Consider the following 15,115-nt stretch of genomic DNA (forward strand, 5'->3'; position numbering starts at 1 on the left):
GAAAAATGAGAATAAAATCCGGCACACAGACTAAGGTGCCGGATCCGCTGTCGGTGGGGCTTCTAACCGCTTTTACAACAACCGGTTATTGTGGAACCACTTCCCATACCGTTACAGAGCCACTGATTTCATTACCACTAATCAATAGTGCTTCACCGGTAGGGCTATTTTCAACGGGCACATAAACCAATGACTCAGGCGCTAGATCACCGATATTGTCTTCGGCTTTTAAGCCTTCGGTTAGGTCACGGTTGATGACATACTCAGAAAAAGACACATCGTAGGGGTTGGTCACATCGTAAACAAAAATACCCCCCATGCGTTCAGTTCCAACAAAGGCATAGGTACGATCGCCTAAGGTGCCCACAGTAATCGCTTCCGGTTCAGGGCCTTTATTTTCCGACCGGCTATCGCCTTCGTTCTCATCATCACCATTGTTAAAGGCTTCTTTATGTATGGACGCGGTAATGCGTTCCAGATCATCACCGGAATCAAACACCACCTCACCATTTTCATCCCAAATGGTAAAAGAACGGGCACCATAGGTGTAGGCCGCATCGTACAGACCATCGCCATCGGCATCCCCCATCGCCATGGTGACCCGAAGATCGTCAGCCTCGCCGGTTGCTTGCAGCAATGCCAGTTCAGAGTTTGTCTCGGCCTCGAGATCTTCCACTTTCACTTCATCAAGATACGCGAGACAATCGCCGTCATCATATTCCAGACCACCGGCAGCCAAACAACTGTCTTCATCATCGGCATCGAAAAGATACTCTCTGGCATCCCCTTCATTGGCAGTAAGTAAAAATGTGGCATCCTTCCAAGTCATCATAGTGATGGTATCGGGCATGTACACGCCGTACAGGCCATCATATTGTCCAAAGCTGACACTGCTGTTTTCCTGAATATCAATTTGATATTCGCTCCAGTCTTTGACACCTAAACCGAAGATTTGCACCGACAAGGTGTCTAAATCGATAACCGCGATCCCGTTATTTTCTTGCAAAGTAACGTACGCGGTGTCATTGGTGGTGGTGATGTACTCCGGCTCTAAATCCATGGCCACCGTGGTATCTATCGTTACGCCATTAATGGTTCGGCCAGTGGGATTGGGAAACTGCATGCCCATGGCTTCAAGGTCACTCTGCATAGTGTTAAAGCTTTCAAAGGTCACCGCAGTTGATGTATCAGATGGCACACCGTCAGTGACAGTAATAATGCTTACTGATCCTTCAGGATCATAGGTGTAGTCATCGGACGGCTCACCTTCGTTGGCGGTGAGGACTTTTGTGCCATCAGGGGTAAAGGTAACATTGTCCGGTAAGTTCCCCACTTCCACCGCTTTAACAAAGGTGGGGGTTGCCGAATTCAAGCCTTCATAAAACAGCACAAAGCCATTTTCGCTTTTTTCATCAGCGGGGATAGCTACAGCCAGTAGATCGCCGGCCACAGCGATACTGGTAAGGCCATCAAGTGCCACGCCATCCACCTCCGTTGGCAAGGTCAGCGAGGTGTTAGTCAAATTGGTTGCCGTTTGTGGTGACGTAAGCGCCTCACCCGTTAAGCTGGCTATATCAATAACGGAAATCGTGTCAGACTCACCGTTTGTGGCATAAATTGTTTGCGTATCACCATGGTATTGGACAATTTCTGCGGCGCCTTCGCCTCCCACTATCGCTCGGCCCACAACGGTAAGAGCCACACCTTGGCTGGCGTCCTCGCCATCATTGCCTGTCTCGCCTTGTTCGCCCTGTTCCCCTTGAATCCCGGGCGCGCCGTCGTCGCCATCTAAACTACAGCCAGATAAAACCGATGAAATCAAAAGTGCGAGAAATCCCGCTTTGCATTTTTCCTGTATCAACATGTGTGTTCCTATATTTTATTTTAAATTGTGAATGTGCGTTAAGCCATAGCGGGCCGCCAAACTTCTCTAAACTAAGGATGCTATATGACAGGTTTACGACAGTAATATGACGTTTCATGGGCATTGACACTCACAGGCGAAGCAGAGCATTTCTTTCCCCATCAGCCCAAATCACTGTAAACTGTTCGTAAAGACGGCATGAATAAACAATCTGTCAGCCAGGGTAATGAACGTTTTTAAACGGGTTCAATAGGCATGAGCGCCGGTACCGGGCTAAAGTAAAGAAGAAAAGGAAATAAAGATGAAAAGCAGGATAAAATCCTTCGCCACTGCTGGAATGCTAACGGTCCTGTGCGCCTGCGCCACCTCGCCCACAGGCCGCAACCAGGTTTTACTCTATTCAGAAACCCAGATGGCCGAAATGGGCGGGCAGGCTTTTTCCAGCATGAAAGAAGAACTGACCATTTCGAACCAACGTGTTGAAAACAGTTACGTACAATGTGTGGCAAAATCCCTCACCCCTTATGTCCCTCAAAGCGTCTTTAGTGGTGAATGGGAAGTGGTGGTGTTTGAAGATGAACAGGTCAACGCTTTTGCCCTACCCGGCGGTAAAATTGGCGTGTATACCGGACTGCTGAATGTGGCCAAAACCCAGTCTCAGCTTGCCGCCGTTATTGGCCATGAAATAGGTCACGTTATTGCCCATCACGGTAATGAGCGCATGTCTACTTCCACACTAACCAATTTGGGCACCCAGGCGGTATCCCAAGTCATTAGTTCGAACGAAGTTGCATACAGCGACGCCATTATGGCGGCCATAGGTATGGGATCGGAAGTTGCCATTACATTGCCCTTTTCCCGAGCCCATGAATCAGAAGCCGATTTAATTGGTCTTGCCTTAATGGCTCAGGCGGGATTTGATCCCAGGGAATCTGTGGTGTTATGGCAAAATATGGAAGCGGCCAGCAATGGGCAACAACCCATAGAACTGCTGTCTACTCACCCTGCGCCCCAATCTCGCATCGCGAATCTGCAAGCCAATATGACCGGCGCCCTCAACGATTACCAGCAAACCACCACACGACCGAATTGTCATTAAAAAAAAACGCCACATCAGTGGCGTTTTTGTAGTCTACCTGTTTAATTAGGCATTTTCTTCACTGTCTGTTTTGTGAAGATGCACATCCATTTGTGGGAATGGAATAGAAATACCTTCTTGGTCGAAACGGAGTTTTACAGCTTCAGTAAAGTCGAATTTCACACCCCAGAAGTCAGCGGCCTTAACCCAAGGACGAACCACAAAGTTCACGCTGCTGTCGGCCAATTCAGCCACTGCCACAGTAGGCGCTGGGTCTTGCAAGATACGCTCGTCAGCTTGAACCATTTCGTTAAGTATTGCTTTGGCTTTTTTCAAATCCGCATCATAACCAATACCTACAACCATATCGACGCGGCGCGTCTCTTTCGCTGAGTAATTGGTAATGGTTCCACTGTAGATAGCCCCATTCGGAATAATAATTTCTTTGTTATCCGGGGTTGTCATAGTGGTGGTGAAAATACCGATTTTGTTCACGGCTCCAGCCGTACCTGCCGCTTCAACGAAGTTACCCGCTCTAAATGGCTTAAAGACTAAAAGCATTACGCCAGCAGCGAAGTTTTTCAAAGAATCTTGTAACGACAGACCAATGGCCAAACCTGCGGCACCTAAAATGGCTACCAGCGATGTCGTATCAACACCTAATTGATTAAGAGACGCGACAATGACGAACAACATCAAAATAGCGCTAATGATAGATTCGAGGAAATCTACCAACATTTGATCATATTTTGATTTCACCATGACTCGGCGAAATATCGATAGCAACAACCCAACAACAATACGCCCCACAATATAAATGGCGAGCGCCATTGCTATGTTAATTCCCCAAGGAATTGCGTACGTATTGATATATCCTTCAATATTTGAAGCACTAAACATTGAGATATTTTCTTCCATTATATTCTTCCTATTTTAATGTTACGCGAATCGTCCCACCACGCCGTGCTAAGATAGCAACCGATTGACGTGTAGCGCAATAGACAGCCCCCACTTTCTGACTTATACAATGGTATAATGAGAGCTAATGAAAGAAAGGAATAATAGCCATAATATTTCTGTCATGGCCACTGCTTAAAATCTTTTTCGCGATAAGGTAGTTTGAAAAAGAGTATTTCTAAACAACTGATTTTAAGACTAATAACAAAATTGAATAAATCCAGCGTCGTTAAAGGCTGTATTTTTCTTTTTTTTGGTCTATATTCTTGTCTCGTTTTCTTACTGTCCTAGTTAGGAAACGATAGGAAATACTAACCAGATGTTCGGAATAAGTGATGTTCCCCGAATGAGTAGTGCGTGATGCAGGATTTTAAATAATCACTGCTCTGGTGTATCTGGTTGTTTAGCTATCGCCATTTTCGGTTTGCTAAAATAAGGGATTTAAACATGTTATTTCTATCAGTACTTTTTGTAATCATACTTCTTTTGCTGGCGTTTGCTCTTACAGCAGACAAAGGAAGGCATACCATTCATGCCCGTCGTAATGGTCCAAAACCTAACACCAAAATGAGTAAGAACACTGATCCAGGTGGCGTGCAAGTCAATTAGTTCATACACCTCCACGTAGTCAACGGCCCCTTGTTGCCACAGCCCGCAACACGCGTATTATTTTGAGACATCACGGTGGACATTGCGTCCGCCGTGCTTAAGTCGGTATCATATGCCAAGACGATTAACTCAATGTGGTATTTGTAATGCGTATTCCCCGCTTATTTCATCCTGATCCCATCCCCTTAGACGAAGAATTTTTACTCAGCCATGATGCCGCCCATCATGTAGGGACCGTATTACGGTTAAAAGCCAATCATCCCATTGTCCTTTTTAACGGCGACGGCAATGAATACAGTGGCCAAATTATTGCGGTTAACCGCAAACAGGTGCATGTAGAAGCCGATGCCTGCTTAGCCATTGGTAAGGAATCACCACTGCCATTGCATCTTGGACAAGGGGTGTCTAAAGGCGATCGCATGGATTGGGTTCTACAAAAAAGTGTGGAATTAGGCGTGACCCATATTACCCCAGTGCTAACCCAGCGCTGCGCAGTAAAACTCGATGAAAAACGCTGGGAAAAGAAGCTACAACAATGGCAAAAAATCATTATTGGGGCGTGTGAGCAGTGCGGCCGAAATACTTTACCCACATTACACAAACCTCAAGTCCTGAGTCAGTGGTTGGCAACGTCTACCCAGGCTACCCGCCTGGTACTGGCCCCCAATGCAACCCAACCATTGGCTAAAACCCATTACGCCACCCATGGCTATCGTATTCTGGTGGGCCCAGAAGGCGGCCTGACCGATCAGGAAATCCACCAATCGCTGGAAAGCGGTTATGTTGCCGCTGGCCTTGGTCCACGCATATTACGCACGGAAACAGCAGCCATCAGTGCCATCAGTATTCTGCAGGCAATACACGGAGATTTATGATAGGTGCTTGTTTTATGTAAGCAAACACGTTAATAATTAGATTGGCGCATAATAATAATATCTCGTAATGATGAATGTCGTATATTCTCGTAACATAACACAGCTCGAAACAGGTCAACTCGACACATCTATTTCCTATGGAAAATGTCTGGAAATGGTGCTGGAAAACGCACCATTGGCGAAAATCGCCGCCTATTTTCTTCAGCAGGTAGAAGCCTGCTTACCCCAATATCAATTTGCGGTTATGCAGTTAGTGCAGCAAACACAAACCTTGTCAGTGCTTGCCGCCCCATCGTTCTCGCCGGTCCAGTTAGCGGCCATTGATGATATAGACATTAATCAGCAAACAACCCCTTGTGTTGTTGCAGCCCAATCTAAACAAAATGTGTATATTGAAAACCCCATGGCCTCGCCCCAATGGCGCAGTTTTTCATCTACCCTTTCGCCTTCAAATACCAACGATTTTTGGTCGTATCCATTAGTTGTTGGCGAGACGTGCATTGGCACCCTCTTAGTTACCGGGCCATCAAAACAAGCCGCAACGGCGAATGCCGATATGCCCTTTAAGCAGGTCTGCGACCAGTTAACGAAAATGTTCTCTTATGCTGAATCTCAACAACAAAAAGCACGGGAACAATGGGCACTTGAAAACAAAGCGAAGCGCAGTGAAACTCAGGTAGCCACACTCACAACAAGCTGTGAGCGCCTATTTAACCAGCTGGCAAAACTGGAAGCGGCCCAGCTAAATCATCCCGTGCCACCTAATCTTCGTCTTGCCGCCACCCATTTATTGTCTGATATACACCTTGTGCTCAATGCATCCAGTACCATTAATGGCTTTTTGCATTCAATTGCACAACAGGCTATTGGTGCCTTGGAAAGTAAGGTCGTCGATGAGAAATTACCGCAAAAACTGGGTAATTCCGCCAATAGAGCCATGACAGAAAATAAACAATTGTCAGTGGATCTCCGAGCCCGGTTAACCGCCTTTGCCACCATGATTGACGATATTGCGCAAAACCCGGTTCGCAACATCAACATCGCAGAAACACTCATGGGTGTACTTCAATCCGTTGCCTCATTGCCCTACCCCAGCGTCCTTTGCTGTATCACCGTGGATAGCAGCCTAACGGGAACCTTGCCAGTGGGAACATTTACCCAAATATTTTTTGAGTTAGTGTCAAATACGGTGCGTCATGCCTATACCAATAACGCCAACGGTCAATTATGGATAAGCGCTGACACAATCAGTAGAAAAAACAGAACAATGATGAAAATTATTGTTAAGGACAAAGGGCGAGGCATACCGAAAAGTACAATAGACAAGATCATGCATCCAGCCCAATCAGAGGATTTTGCTGCTCACAGACAAGGGCTGACGAACTGCGTTCGACTCGTCACGCAAAAGTTGAACGGCAGCATTCATTATGACGATGCTCAGGGCGGCGGCAATCGCTTTTGTATTTACCTGCCCATCCCGAACTAGTTTAACGCTACAAACACAACTATTTTCACCGTGGCAGAGTTGATTTTATTCGTATGACCGCCATAGTAAAGATAACGTGAGCCGTCAAAAAAAGAGTATTGAACATGAAGTATGCCGTTGGTTTTATTATGGACCCCATTTCGTCCGTTAAACCCCATAAAGACACCAGCTTTGCCATGATGTTGGAAGCCCAAAAACGGGGAGCAACAGTGTATTACATGACACTGTCAGATATGTTTTTAGACAACGGCAAACCCATGGCTTCAGTGCAGGAAGTCACGGTACGGGATCAAGCCCAGGACTTTTACACCTTATCAGCGGCCAAAACCCTTCCCTTAGGGGACATTGACGTACTGATGATGCGTAAGGATCCGCCCTTCGACAGCGAATTTCTTTATGCCACCCAAATGCTTTCCTTAGTCGAGAATGAAGGGGCCTTGGTGGTCAATAATCCACAGGCATTAAGGGATTACAACGAAAAGCTGTTCACTTCCTGGTTCCCAGATTTAATTCCTCCTACGTTAGTGGCGCGGGATCCCCAACGGGTTCGGGAGTTTCATAAACAATACCAGGACATCATTTGTAAACCCCTTGACGGCATGGGCGGCACCTCTATTTTCCGGGTAAAATCCGATGGCAACAATTTGGGCGTGGTGATCGAAACCCTCACTCAAAACGGCACACAACAAATGATGGCCCAGGCATACCTGCCGGAGATCAAAGACGGCGATAAGCGTGTCTTAATTGTTGATGGTGAAGTGATGCCCTATTGTCTTGCCCGACTTCCCACAAAAGGTGAAACCCGGGGAAATCTCGCCGCAGGTGGTACCGGTAGACCTCAAGCCATCAGTGAGTCAGATCGGGCCTTGGCAGAAGCCATTGCACCTGTGCTCAAAGCCCACGGGATCATCTTTGTCGGCCTTGATATTATCGGCAATCGGATCACTGAAATAAACATTACCAGCCCCACATGCGTAAGAGAAATAGAGAGCCATTTTGACATTAGCATCATGGGCAAACTTTTTGATGCCATTGAATCAAAATTAGCCGCCAAGAGGAGTATTGAATGACTGAATTAAAATCATTACAAAATCACTTTCTCATTGCGATGCCTTCGCTGGAAGACCCGTACTTCTCCCGCTCAATTACCTATATTTGTGAGCACAACGGGGAAGGCGCTATGGGCATTGTTATTAATCAACCGTCGAATATGACACTCAAAGAACTGTTAGAACAAACCGATAAAGACGCCCAATTTTCTGACGATACTGCCGAGCAAATCATTTTAGCCGGCGGCCCCGTGGGCCAGGAAAGAGGGTTTGTTCTCCACACCGATCAGGGTGAATGGAGTTCAAGCTTAACGTTAGCGCCGGGTATTGTGGTTACCACTTCAAAAGATATCCTGTCTGCCATCGGCCACAAAGACGGCCCCGACAGTGCATTGATTGCACTGGGTTATGCGGGTTGGGAAGCGGGACAGTTAGAGCATGAAATGCAGGAAAATGCATGGCTGACCATCGAAGCCGATACCGATATTTTGTTTCAAACTCCCATTCACAAAAAATGGCAGGCAGCGGTACAAAAACTCGGCATTGATGTATGGCAGCTAACCCCAGGTGTGGGTCATGCCTGATAAGGGTTCCCGAACGGTTTTGAGCTTTGATTTTGGTACCAAGAGTATTGGCGTAGCCATTGGACAGGAAATCACCGGCACAGCTTCACCTCTTGCGGCACTCAAGGCCACCGACGGTGTGCCAGACTGGAACAAGGTACAAGCCCTCTATGATAACTGGGAGCCAGATCTTGTTGTGGTTGGTTTACCCTTAAACATGGACGGTACGGAACAACAGGTTACCCAACAAGCCAAACGATTTGCCAATCGCTTACTTGGTCGCTTTAAAGTTGCCGTCGAAACCTGGGATGAACGTTTGTCCACGGCGGATGCTAAGGCCATGCTTTTCGAATTAGGTGGGTATAAAAAACTCACCAAAGAAAAAGTGGACAGTGTGTCGGCGTGCGTGATTTTCGCCAGTTGGGCTGAAAATCAGTATTAATTGTCATTGACCACCCGCGACGCCTGACACTTCCAACACAAGTCAAAATGTCCTTCGTTTTCTTCCTCGCAGACGCCACATCGCCAACGATCTGGCGTGCTGGACATGTGATTTAAGCCACTGACAATGCGGGCGGCTTTGTCGTACCAGGCTTCATCAACCAACCAAATTTCCAGTTGTGTCTCTTGCCAGGGCAATTCTCCCATGGCCCCTCCGGCATACTCATTTTTAATTAAATGCGGAATGCCGGCTTGTTCCAGTTCGCTGCGCAATTGCTGGATAAGAAAACGATCATCATGACTAAATAGTTTAAGCATACAAAAACATCAATCGTCCATGTCGATAGAGACATTCGACAGAGATCCTAAATCTGTGCCTTCGCTGCTATCCAGTTTAATCATAAGACGCAAATCATTCGGTGAGTCAGCATGATGCAACGCTTGCTCTTGATCTATACGCCCCTCTTTATACAAAGCATACAGAGCCATATCGAAAGTCTGCATGCCCATTTCTTTACCTTTTTGCATGGCATCTTTCAGTTCAGCGGTTTTGTTGCGCTGAATCAAATCGGCCACGTAAGGGGAATTCAGTAGCACTTCAATGGCTGCCACCCGTCCTTTGCCGTCTTTTTTCGGTAACAATTGCTGGGCAACAATGGCTCGAAGGTTCAAACTTAAATCAAAGAGTAATTTGTTGTGCATCTCTTTCGGTGCTAAATGCATAATACGCTCGATGGCCTGGTTGGCGTTATTAGCGTGCAAGGTCGCCACACACAAATGACCGGTATCGGCAAATGACATGGCGTATTCCATGGTTTCCATAGAACGGATCTCACCAATCAAGATCACGTCCGGAGCCTGACGAAGGGAGCTTTTTAGCGCATCATCAAAACTTCGGGTATCAATGCCCACTTCCCGCTGCGTAATTACACAAGAGCCATGGCGATGGATAAATTCGATGGGATCTTCAATGGTCAGAATATGTCCCTGGGAATTATGATTACGATGATCGATAAGTGCGGCCAAGGACGTGGATTTACCCGTCCCGGTTGCCCCTACCATTAACACCAAACCCCGCTTGCTCATGATGATATCTTTTAAAATAGCCGGTAAGCCTAAATCATCAACCTTGGGAATATCTGTGACGATACGGCGGGCCACCATGCCGATGGAATCCCGTTGCCAAAACGCACTGCAACGAAACCGCCCCAAGCCCTTAATGCCCACCGCGAAGTTACTTTCTTTTTGTTCGTTTAATTCCCGCAGAAAACGATCTTCCATGACACTTTGCACCAACTCTTTGGCCTGGAACTGTGTCAAGGGTTCATCACCAAGGGGAACCAGCTTGCCGTCTATTTTCGCGCTAACAGGAAAACCCACTGTGACAAAAATATCCGACGCTTCACGCTCGGTGGCCATTTGAAAATATGCCTGCAGTTTCACTCCCCGCTCCTACATTGTTTTTGTTTTATCAATGGATTTTGCCAAGGCATCCTGACGGCTAATCACCCCTTGTGCCACCAACTTCTGTAAACACTGTTCCATGGTTTGCATACCATGGGATTGTCCTGTTTGGATAACCGAATACATCTGGGGGACTTTATCTTCACGGATCAAATTTCGAATGGCGGGTATGCCTATCATGATTTCGTGGGCGGCAACACGGCCACCGCCAATTTTCTTCAGCAGAGTCTGGGAAATAACAGCCCTGAGTGATTCCGATAACATTGACCGGATCATGGCTTTTTCCTCAGCAGGGAAAACATCGATGATCCGGTCGATGGTTTTGGGCGCAGAATTGGTATGTAGCGTACCAAATACGAGGTGACCGGTTTCTGCCGCTGTCATTGCCAAGCGGATGGTTTCTAGATCACGTAACTCACCCACCAATACCACATCCGGATCTTCACGCAGGGCAGAACGCAGCGCGTTAGAGAAACTATGGGTATCACGGTGAACTTCACGCTGATTCAATACACACAATTTATTGTCGTGAACAAATTCGATGGGATCTTCAATGGTCAGAATGTGTTCCCGCTTGGTGTTATTGATATGATCGATCATCGCCGCCAAGGTGGTACTTTTACCCGAGCCGGTAGCGCCAGTAACCAAAACCAACCCCGTGGGCTGATCGATAATGTCTCTAAATACCGCCGGTGCCCCTAGATCTTCCAGCGTTAATACCTTGCTGGGGATGGTTCTTAGCACCGCCGCTGCACCGCGATTTTGCACAAACGCGTTTACACGAAAACGGGATAAATCCTTAACTTCAAAGGAGAAATCCACCTCATGATTTTCTTCATATTCCTTACGCTGTTTATCATTCATTATCTCGTAAATGAGCGCATGAACCTCTTTATGCTCCAACGCATCCACGTTGAGGCGACGCATTTCGCCATCCACACGAATAATCGGCGGCAACCCTGCCGACAGATGTAAATCTGAAGCGTTATTTTTAACACTGAAAGCCAAAAGTTCGGTAATATCCACAACCACGTCTCCACACATCAGGTGATTAATGCAAACAATAGCAGAACGATTGAAATCCGCATACTTGCGAATGGAACACGCCACTGCCAATGCGCATCGTCCTCCAAAATCGGTTGAATTACTAGCGGTTAGCAAGACCAAACCGGTATCCCAAATCACTCAAGCGTATGAAGCGGGACAACGTAAGTTTGGAGAAAACTATGTTCAGGAAGGTATCGACAAGATTCAACAGCTTGCCCATCTTGATGATATCGAGTGGCATCTCATAGGTCCGCTGCAATCCAATAAAACCAAAATCGTAGCCGAGCACTTTCATTGGGTGCAATCGGTGGACAGGCTCAAAATAGCCCGTCGACTCAATGATCAGCGACCTGCTTCCATGCCGCCGCTGAATATTTGTATTCAAATTAATATTGACGATGAACAGACAAAATCAGGCATTGCCCCAGACCAACTAGACGAATTTATTGACACCGTGAAAACCCTTGAAAACCTGCGTCTACGGGGGTTAATGGCCATTCCCAAGGCCCAGTCATCAAAAACAGAACAGATGCATTCACTGCGTCAGTTAGCAGAATTATTTCGCCGCTATCACACAAACCTGAGCGATTTTGATACCCTGTCCGTAGGAATGTCTAATGATTTGGAACAAGCCATTGAATGTGGCTCGACGATGATCAGAATTGGGACGGCAATATTTGGTCCACGTAATCAACCATAACGACCGACCGTCCTGTCATTTTTCTTATTAATACAAAAGGGTTTTCATGCAACAAAAAAAATTGGCATTTATTGGCGCAGGTAACATGAGTCGCAGTATTATCAGTGGCCTTATTCAATCTGGATACGATAGCAAGTATATTCTGGCCAGTAACCCCTCTACACCAAAACTGGATAAGCTAAGTGAAGAATTTGGCATTCAAGTGACCCAGTCTAACGATGAGGCCTGCCAGTTCGCTGATGCAATTATTTTATCCGTTAAGCCCCAGATGATGGGCGATATGTTAAAAATGCTTCGGGAAAATAATGATTTATCCGGTAAACTGTTTATGTCCATCGCAGCAGGGTTACCGGTTTCTCGCTTGCAAGAAATGCTGGGGGGAGAGTATCCGATTATCCGTATTATGCCCAATACCCCTAGCCTCATCGGCAAAGGCATGTCTGGGCTATATGCTGATGACACGGTGAATCGGGATGATAAAGATTATGCCGATTTTGTGATGAATGCCGTGGGCGAAACCGTCTGGGTAGACGATGAAGACGGCATTAACGGTGTTATTGCCGCCGCCGGTAGTAGCCCCGCCTATTTCTTTTTGTTTTTGCAAGCCATGCAAGAAGAAGCCATCAATATGGGCTTTGAGGAATCCATTGCCAGAATCATGGTTCAACAAGCTATGTTAGGCGCGGCAGAAATGGTTTGTCACAACCCAGACATTGAATTAAGTGAACTTCGGGCCCAAGTTACATCTAAAGGTGGCACCACCGCCGCTGCAGTGAATACTCTGCTAGATGAAGGTCTTAAGGAAACCGTAAGCAAAGCCATGCGCGCTGCGGTTGCCCGGGCAAATGAAATGGCTAAACAACTTTAAGCGTCACAGGAAAACAGTTAATGAGCAACGCATCGGTATTTCTTATCAGTACCCTTTTTAATTTATATTTAATGGTAGTGATACTTCGATTGTGGTTACAACTTGTCAGGGCTGATTTTTACAATCCAGCCAGTCAGTTTATCGTAAAAGCAACCCACCCTATTGTCGGACCTTTGCGTCGCTTCATTCCTTCCATAGGCCGTTTCGACACCGCCACCTTTGTGTTGGCACTGGTTGTGGCGGCCTTAAAATTCATTGTTTTATTCATGCTGTTTGGCAACGGTGGCTTCGCGCCCTTGGCGATTATCATTTTGGCGTTGGCAACCGTTGTTAAAGAAACCCTGTCACTGATGTTCTGGATCCTTATTATTCGGGCCATTTTAAGTTGGGTATCACAAGGGCAAAACCCCATAGAATACTTAATGTATCAGTTAACTGAACCCTTCTTAGCGCCTATAAGACGTATTATTCCGCCTATTGGTGGCTTGGATCTATCCGTGCTCATTGCCATTATTGCTTTGCAATTTGTACAGATCCTTTTACAAAACACCTTCGGCCTGTATTAATCTCAGGCCTTTTATGACGAGATAAAACCTAAGAGCACACCCTAATGCGCCGATTAAAATCCTTCTCTTACGCGGTAAGTCTGACCCTTCTTCTGCTAACTTTTAGCGCGTCCAGTAGTGCCGAACAAAAAGAAAAGCTGGGTAACTGGGATGTCCACTACATGGTGTTAAATACCCCCTTTCTGACCCCCGAGGTGGCACGTCAGTACGGCATTGTGCGCAGCAAATTCAATGCGCTGGTTAATATTTCTGTTTTAGATAGCCAAACCCAAGCCGCCCAAATGGTATCGGTTACCGGTAATGCGCGAAATTTACTGGACACCGTTAAACCCCTGACGTTCAAACGGGTAAAAGAAGGTGATGCCATTTATTACCTTGCGCCCCTTTCATTCACCGATAGGGAAACCTTTCGCTTTACCATCAACATTCAGTTGGGGAACGACATTCAAACCCTCAAGTTTCAACAAGAAATGTTTGTTGACTAAGAATAGACAAATCGATGGATTAAGGGGCTTTTGTGGCTCCTTGCCTACCAAGGGCGATTTACATTTCCTTAGCGACTTAACAATCCAAATATCGCAAAATACGTACCTATCAACGAACTGTTCAAACCATTTCATTGCATAAACCGAATGCGGCCCCACCCTTCTAAACAACAAGTAATTAGGAGTAATTTGGATGTCTATGTATAAAGCAATCACGCTGGCTAAACGACCTGAAAATGGCAAAATAAATGCCGATTTATTTGCCACCGAAGAAAAAGCGCTGCCCCAAGTTGGTGAAGGCGAACTCCTTATAAAACAAACCCATATGTCTTTGGATCCCGCCATGCTTGGCTGGATGATGGATGACAGAGAAAGCTATATACCACCGGTGGAACTCGGTGAAGTCATGCGTTCTAGCGGTGTTGGCGAAGTCATCGAGTCTAATCACCCAGATTTTGCCGTTGGCGACAAGGTGATGGGCATGTTTGGCTGGACCGAGTACGCAATTAGCACCGGCAATGGCCTTAACAAGCTACAGGAAGGCATTTCAGCCGAGATGGCACTGTGCGTATTTGGCCTTCCCGGCCTGACAGCCACCACTGGGCTTTTTCAGTTTGGTAAACCTCAAAAAGGGGAAACCCTCATCGTCACCGGTGCTGCCGGCTCGGTGGGCTCGATTGTGGGTCAATTGGCTAAAGCCGACGGTTTGCGTGTTATTGGTGTGGTCGGTAGCGATGAAAAAGCCGACTGGATCGTTAACGAACTGGGCTTTGACGGCGCCATTAACTATAAAACCGATGATCTTGCCGCCAAGCTTGAATCATTAACCCCTGATCGCATTGATGTTTTCTTTGAAAATACCGGCGGGCCTATTCAGCATCATATTGTCAATAGAATGAACGACCATGGACGCATTGTCGTGTGTGGCATGATCGCTGATTATCAGGCAGAAAAACCATCGCCTGGCCCTAACTGGCTGCCCATTATCAAAAAGCGACTGAACATCCATGGTTTTACCATGCCTGATCATTGGGACGAAATCCCCCAGATCTTAGAAAAGCTC

Annotated in this window: 16 protein-coding genes; 11 read left to right on the top strand and 5 right to left on the bottom strand. The window is 46.6% G+C overall.

The window, feature by feature from the left end; genetic code table 11:
• Positions 1-85: 85 nt before the first annotated feature.
• Positions 86-1,864, bottom strand: coding sequence for a choice-of-anchor I family protein (locus tag V5298_RS04070; RefSeq protein ID WP_332930194.1), 1,779 nt, complete (start codon positions 1,862-1,864; stop codon positions 86-88).
• Positions 1,865-2,165: 301 nt separating this feature from the next.
• Here V5298_RS04070 and V5298_RS04075 point away from each other — a divergent pair, with 301 nt between their 5' ends.
• Positions 2,166-2,963, top strand: a complete 798-nt coding sequence (locus tag V5298_RS04075) for a M48 family metallopeptidase (protein ID WP_332930195.1) — start codon at positions 2,166-2,168, stop codon at positions 2,961-2,963.
• Between the two features lie 45 nt (positions 2,964-3,008).
• Here V5298_RS04075 and V5298_RS04080 read toward each other — a convergent pair whose 3' ends face one another.
• The gene (locus V5298_RS04080; protein WP_332930196.1) at positions 3,009-3,860 is read right to left on the bottom strand and encodes a mechanosensitive ion channel family protein; all 852 of its coding nucleotides are present in this window, start codon (positions 3,858-3,860) and stop codon (positions 3,009-3,011) included.
• Between the two features lie 794 nt (positions 3,861-4,654).
• On the opposite strand from V5298_RS04080, the gene V5298_RS04085 reads away from it, so the two are divergent.
• The 5 genes from V5298_RS04085 (at position 4,655) to ruvX (ending at position 8,923) form a co-directional block, all read left to right on the top strand.
• Entirely contained in the window at positions 4,655-5,383 is a 729-nt protein-coding gene (locus V5298_RS04085) for a 16S rRNA (uracil(1498)-N(3))-methyltransferase (protein ID WP_332930197.1), read from the top strand.
• A 67-nt stretch (positions 5,384-5,450) separates the two neighbouring features.
• Positions 5,451-6,869, top strand: coding sequence for an ATP-binding protein (locus V5298_RS04090; protein WP_332930198.1), 1,419 nt, complete (start codon positions 5,451-5,453; stop codon positions 6,867-6,869).
• Between the two features lie 104 nt (positions 6,870-6,973).
• Positions 6,974-7,939 (top strand): glutathione synthase, encoded by a 966-nt coding sequence (gshB, locus tag V5298_RS04095; protein ID WP_332930199.1) that lies wholly within the window; start codon positions 6,974-6,976, stop codon positions 7,937-7,939.
• A complete protein-coding gene (locus tag V5298_RS04100; protein ID WP_332930200.1) occupies positions 7,936-8,502 on the top strand; it encodes a YqgE/AlgH family protein in 567 nt (188 codons plus the stop codon). Before gshB ends, V5298_RS04100 begins: the two co-directional genes overlap by 4 nt.
• Positions 8,495-8,923 carry a Holliday junction resolvase RuvX gene (ruvX, locus tag V5298_RS04105; protein WP_332930201.1) on the top strand — a complete coding sequence of 143 codons (429 nt, stop codon included), beginning with the start codon at positions 8,495-8,497 and terminating at the stop codon, positions 8,921-8,923. The genes V5298_RS04100 and ruvX overlap by 8 nt, the downstream gene beginning before the upstream one ends.
• Here the strand turns inward: ruvX and V5298_RS04110 are convergent.
• From V5298_RS04110 to V5298_RS04120, 3 genes are read right to left on the bottom strand one after another with little or no spacing between them, the layout of a single operon-like run.
• Positions 8,920-9,240, bottom strand: coding sequence for a DUF2007 domain-containing protein (locus V5298_RS04110; RefSeq protein WP_332930202.1), 321 nt, complete (start codon positions 9,238-9,240; stop codon positions 8,920-8,922). The genes ruvX and V5298_RS04110 overlap by 4 nt on opposite strands.
• Before the next feature lie 9 nt (positions 9,241-9,249).
• A complete protein-coding gene (locus V5298_RS04115; protein ID WP_416351141.1) occupies positions 9,250-10,365 on the bottom strand; it encodes a PilT/PilU family type 4a pilus ATPase in 1,116 nt (371 codons plus the stop codon).
• A gap of 9 nt (positions 10,366-10,374) precedes the next feature.
• A complete protein-coding gene (locus V5298_RS04120) occupies positions 10,375-11,412 on the bottom strand; it encodes a type IV pilus twitching motility protein PilT (protein ID WP_332930203.1) in 1,038 nt (345 codons plus the stop codon).
• Between the two features lie 28 nt (positions 11,413-11,440).
• Between V5298_RS04120 and V5298_RS04125 the strand changes: the two genes are divergently transcribed.
• The 5 genes from V5298_RS04125 to V5298_RS04145 all read left to right on the top strand — a co-directional run.
• Positions 11,441-12,133, top strand: coding sequence for a YggS family pyridoxal phosphate-dependent enzyme (locus tag V5298_RS04125; RefSeq protein ID WP_332930204.1), 693 nt, complete (start codon positions 11,441-11,443; stop codon positions 12,131-12,133).
• Positions 12,134-12,179: 46 nt separating this feature from the next.
• Positions 12,180-13,001, top strand: coding sequence for a pyrroline-5-carboxylate reductase (proC, locus tag V5298_RS04130; RefSeq protein WP_332930205.1), 822 nt, complete (start codon positions 12,180-12,182; stop codon positions 12,999-13,001).
• 20 nt (positions 13,002-13,021) lie between these two features.
• A complete protein-coding gene (locus tag V5298_RS04135; protein ID WP_332930206.1) occupies positions 13,022-13,567 on the top strand; it encodes a YggT family protein in 546 nt (181 codons plus the stop codon).
• A gap of 44 nt (positions 13,568-13,611) precedes the next feature.
• A complete protein-coding gene (locus V5298_RS04140; protein WP_332930207.1) occupies positions 13,612-14,052 on the top strand; it encodes a DUF4426 domain-containing protein in 441 nt (146 codons plus the stop codon).
• A gap of 193 nt (positions 14,053-14,245) precedes the next feature.
• On the top strand, positions 14,246-15,115 hold an 870-nt coding region (locus tag V5298_RS04145; protein ID WP_332930208.1), incomplete at its 3' end, for an NADP-dependent oxidoreductase.

Origin of the sequence: Alteromonas sp. 14N.309.X.WAT.G.H12 (genome assembly GCF_036697315.1) — a bacterium.
In the GTDB taxonomy this organism is placed as follows: Bacteria; Pseudomonadota; Gammaproteobacteria; order Enterobacterales; family Alteromonadaceae; genus Alteromonas.

Bases quoted from the DNA above. Each gene is read 5' to 3' on its own strand.
- V5298_RS04070 (WP_332930194.1), bottom strand. From the start codon at position 1,864: ATGTTGATACAGGAAAAATGCAAAGCGGGATTTCTCGCACTTTTGATT.
- V5298_RS04075 (WP_332930195.1), top strand. From the start codon at position 2,166: ATGAAAAGCAGGATAAAATCCTTCGCCACTGCTGGAATGCTAACGGTC.
- V5298_RS04080 (WP_332930196.1), bottom strand. From the start codon at position 3,860: ATGGAAGAAAATATCTCAATGTTTAGTGCTTCAAATATTGAAGGATAT.
- V5298_RS04085 (WP_332930197.1), top strand. From the start codon at position 4,655: ATGCGTATTCCCCGCTTATTTCATCCTGATCCCATCCCCTTAGACGAA.
- V5298_RS04090 (WP_332930198.1), top strand. From the start codon at position 5,451: ATGATGAATGTCGTATATTCTCGTAACATAACACAGCTCGAAACAGGT.
- gshB (WP_332930199.1), top strand. From the start codon at position 6,974: ATGAAGTATGCCGTTGGTTTTATTATGGACCCCATTTCGTCCGTTAAA.
- V5298_RS04100 (WP_332930200.1), top strand. From the start codon at position 7,936: ATGACTGAATTAAAATCATTACAAAATCACTTTCTCATTGCGATGCCT.
- ruvX (WP_332930201.1), top strand. From the start codon at position 8,495: ATGCCTGATAAGGGTTCCCGAACGGTTTTGAGCTTTGATTTTGGTACC.
- V5298_RS04110 (WP_332930202.1), bottom strand. From the start codon at position 9,240: ATGCTTAAACTATTTAGTCATGATGATCGTTTTCTTATCCAGCAATTG.
- V5298_RS04125 (WP_332930204.1), top strand. From the start codon at position 11,441: ATGCAAACAATAGCAGAACGATTGAAATCCGCATACTTGCGAATGGAA.
- proC (WP_332930205.1), top strand. From the start codon at position 12,180: ATGCAACAAAAAAAATTGGCATTTATTGGCGCAGGTAACATGAGTCGC.
- V5298_RS04135 (WP_332930206.1), top strand. From the start codon at position 13,022: ATGAGCAACGCATCGGTATTTCTTATCAGTACCCTTTTTAATTTATAT.
- V5298_RS04140 (WP_332930207.1), top strand. From the start codon at position 13,612: ATGCGCCGATTAAAATCCTTCTCTTACGCGGTAAGTCTGACCCTTCTT.